The following is a 4,080-nucleotide window of genomic DNA, read 5'->3' on the forward strand; positions in this document are numbered from 1 at the left end:
CGCCCGCGCGGCCGGTGCGGCCGATGCGGTGCACGTAGTCTTCCGACACGTTGGGGATTTCGTAGTTGACGACGTGCGGCAGCTCATCGATGTCGATGCCGCGGGCCGCGATGTCGGTGGCCACCAGCGCACGGATGTCGCCGCTCTTGAAGCCGGCCAGGGCCTGCGTGCGGGCGCTCTGGCTCTTGTTGCCGTGCAGCGCCATGGCGTTGACGCCGTTCTTGGTGAGGAACTCGGCCACGTTGTTGGCGCCGAACTTGGTGCGGGTGAACACCAGTACCTGGCTCCAGTCGTGCTCCTGGATGATGTGCAGCAGCACCTGCTTCTTCTTGCCCCGGCCCACGGGGTGGATCACCTGCGTGATGCGCTGCACCGTGGTGTTGCGCGGCGTGACCTGGATGCTCTGCGGGTTCTTGAGCAGCGTGTTGGCCAGCTCGCGGATCTCGTCGCTGAACGTGGCGGAGAACAGCAGGCTCTGCTTGTCCTTGGGCACCAGGGCGAGGATCTTCTTCACGTCGTGGATGAAGCCCATGTCCAGCATGCGGTCGGCTTCGTCCAGCACCAGGATCTCGACCGTGGACAGGTCCAGGAAGCCCTGCTGCTGCAGGTCCAGCAGGCGGCCGGGGGTGGCGACCAGCACATCCACGCCGCGCTTGATGCGGTCGATCTGCGGGTTCATGCCCACGCCGCCGAAGACGACGGTGGACGAGATGTCGACGTATTTGCCGTAGTCGCGCACGGATTCCTCGACCTGGGCGGCGAGTTCGCGCGTGGGCGTGAGCACCAGGGCGCGCACGCCCTTGCCGCCGAACTTGCTCTTGGGGGCCGTGCCTTGCGAGAGGCGGTGCAGCATGGGCAGGGTGAAGGCGGCGGTCTTGCCGGTGCCGGTCTGTGCGCCGGCGAGCAGATCGTGGCCCTCGAGCACGGCGGGGATGGCCTGTGCCTGGATGGGGGTCGGGGTTTCGTAACCCTGTTCGTGCACGGCCTTCAGAATGGCTGGGGCCAGATTCAGTTCGTCAAAGTTCATTCAAGGAAACGCCCTGTCCGGGCGCTGGGGGCATCGGCCTGTCGCAGGACCCATGTCGGGGCTGCGGCCAGTCAAGGCAGATGGGATTCACGAATGGGAGCCAGAACGCCGCATGGCGGCTTCGTCGTCCCCAGCAGGTTGCTGAGGCCACCGATCACTGGAGCCGGTGGCTGGGCGCTATTGTGGCACGAGATGCCCGCCGGCGGTCGGGGCTTTACGCAGGCGGCGCGGGCGGGCCGCCCCTGGGGCAAACTGTCGCGCGCGGGCACCGCGTTGCGGGGTTGCCGAAAGCGCCGGCGCCAAAGCATCCGATAATCCGCCTGAACGCGCTTTTCCGGCAGGCCTCCCCGGCCGCTCGTGCACCCCCGGCAGCGCAGCCCCCATCTAAGGAAAGAAAGCCAATGGCCCAATACGTGTATTCGATGAACCGCGTCAGCAAGACCGTGCCGCCGAAGCGGCAGATCTTGAAAGACATTTCCCTTTCGTTCTTCCCCGGCGCCAAGATCGGCGTGCTCGGCCTGAACGGCTCGGGCAAATCCACGCTGCTCAAGATCATGGCCGGCGTGGACAAGGAAATCGAAGGCGAAGCCATTCCGATGCCGGGCCTGACCATCGGCTACCTGGAGCAGGAACCCAAGCTCAACCCCGAGCACACCGTGCGCGAGAGCGTGGAAGAGTCGATGGGCGCGGTGTTCGCGGCCAAGGCGCGCCTGGAAGAGGTCTATGTGGCCTACGGCGCCGAAGACGCCGACTTCGACGCCCTGGCGGCCGAGCAGGCCCAGCTGGAGGCGATCATCGCCACGGCCGGTACCGACTCCGAGCACCAGCTGGAGATCGCCGCCGACGCACTGCGCCTGCCCGCCTGGGATGCCAAGATCGGCCTGCTGTCCGGTGGCGAAAAGCGCCGCGTGGCCCTGTGCCGCCTGCTGCTGTCCAAGCCCGACATGCTGCTGCTCGACGAGCCCACCAACCATTTGGACGCCGAGTCGGTCGAGTGGCTGGAAGTGTTCCTCAAGCGCTTTTCCGGCACCGTCGTGGCCATCACCCACGATCGCTACTTCCTCGACAACGCCGCTGAATGGATTCTGGAGCTGGACCGCGGCCGCGGCATTCCATGGAAGGGCAACTACAGCACCTGGCTGGAGCAAAAGGGCGACCGCCTGGCGCAGGAGCAAAAGAGCGAAGAGGCCCACGCCAAGGCCCTGAAGAAGGAACTGGAATGGTCGCGCCAGAACCCCAAGGCCCGCCAGGCCAAGAGCAAGTCGCGCCTGGCCCGCTTCGAGGAGCTGAGCGATTTCGAATACCAGCGCCGCAACGAAACGCAGGAAATCTTCATCCCCGTGGCCGAGCGCCTGGGCCAGCAGGTGTTCGAGTTCCATAACGTCAGCAAGTCCTTCGGCGACCGCGTGCTGATCGACGACCTGAGCTTCAGCGTTCCCCCGGGCGCCATCGTCGGCATCATCGGCCCCAACGGCGCCGGCAAGTCCACGCTGTTCAAGCTGCTGGCCGGCCGCGAGCAACCGGACAGCGGCCAGGTGGTGGTGGGTTCCACCGTCAAGATGGCGTTCGTGGACCAGCACCGCGACGAGCTGGGCAACGACAAGACCGTGTGGGAAGACATCTCCGGCGGCCTGGACATCCTGAACGTCGGCAAGTTCCAGATGGCCAGCCGCGCCTACGCGGGCCGCTTCAACTTCAACGGCTCGGACCAGCAAAAGAAGGTCGGCAGCCTCTCGGGGGGCGAACGCGGGCGCCTGCACCTGGCCAAGACGCTGATCGCGGGCGGCAACGTCCTGCTGCTGGACGAGCCCTCCAACGACCTGGACGTGGAAACCCTCCGCGCCCTGGAAGACGCGCTGCTGGAATACGCCGGCACCGTGCTGGTGATCAGCCATGACCGCTGGTTCCTGGACCGGATCGCCACGCACATCCTGGCCGCGGAAGGCGACAGCCAGTGGGTGTTCTTTGACGGAAACTATCAGGAATACGAAGCCGACAAGAAAAAAACGCCTGGGCGAAGAGGGCGCAAAGCCCAAGCGCATGCGTTACAAGGCACTCAAGTAAGCAACAACCCGTTAGGATCGTCGCTGCTGCCGCTTTTCCTCGCCCGCCACCATGTCCCTGCCCGCGTCCCGGTCCAGAACGGTCTTTCGTGCCTGCGTCGTCAACGCGGTGCGGCAGGGCGAGGCGTTGATGGGACGGCTGACCAGCGTGACCCAGGGGGCGCTGGCCAGCGATGAATCCACCGAGCGCAACATCCAGCAGCGCACGCTGCTGGCGGATGCGCTGCGGCTGATCAAGCAGCACGAGGACGCCCTGGCCAAGGCCTACCCCATGGCCTTGCTGGAGGTGTTCGCCGAAGGCCCCTCCAACCCGCGCGCGCGTCCGGGCGACGAAACGGGCATGGACTTCGGCGAGCTGTCGCTCATGGACGAGTCCGAGGTGCTGGCCCAGGTCGAGCTGTCGCGGGCCCAGCAGATCGCGGTGCATGCCACCGAGGCCACGCTGGCCGAGCTCAACACCCTGGTCAGCTCCGCGCAGGGCCTGCAGCGCGTGCAGCCCGAGCGCAATCCCCTGCGCCCCGAGAACTACATCCGCGCCCTGCAGCAGGTGGTGGGCGACACGGGCGTGTCCGCCGAGGTCCGCCAAGTGTGGATGGCCCACATGCGCAAGGTGCTGGGCGACGAACTCGTCTCCGTCTACAAAACCGCCGCCCAGAGCCTTCGCGACAACGGCATCGTCCCGGTGGGCTATGCGGTGGCGGGTCAGGCCGGCCAGTCAACGGGGCGTGCCACCGGCTACGGTGGCGCCTACCCCAGCAGCCACGGCGGCGGCTACGGCGGCCCCGTGAGCACCTACGGCGCGCCCCATCCCGGCGCGTACCCCAGCCAGTACGGCATGCCCGGCGGCATGGGCGGCGGTGGCGGCCCGGCCTCGCTGGGCATGCCGCTCGCCGCCGAGGCCGAGGAAGCCCTGCTGACCGTGGGCATGCTGCGCCAGATGCTCGCCAGTTCTGGCGATGCCTTCGCCTACGGCATGGCGCCCGTCGCCGC

General features: G+C 67.0%; 2 protein-coding genes and 1 pseudogene. 2 read left to right on the top strand and 1 reads right to left on the bottom strand.

What is annotated here, in order from left to right:
• The coding region (locus tag AC27IO_RS21360; protein ID WP_498740647.1) for a DEAD/DEAH box helicase at positions 1-1,027 on the bottom strand (1,027 nt) is incomplete at its 3' end.
• A 401-nt stretch (positions 1,028-1,428) separates the two neighbouring features.
• Between AC27IO_RS21360 and ettA the strand changes: the two are divergent.
• Together ettA and AC27IO_RS21370 are read left to right on the top strand one after the other, a co-directional pair.
• Positions 1,429-3,091: pseudogene (ettA, locus tag AC27IO_RS21365) on the top strand (energy-dependent translational throttle protein EttA).
• Between the two features lie 129 nt (positions 3,092-3,220).
• Positions 3,221-4,080: DUF1631 family protein (locus AC27IO_RS21370; protein ID WP_498740649.1), on the top strand; the 860-nt coding region annotated here is incomplete at its 3' end.

It is taken from the genome of Acidovorax sp. KNOB132, from assembly GCF_057541515.1.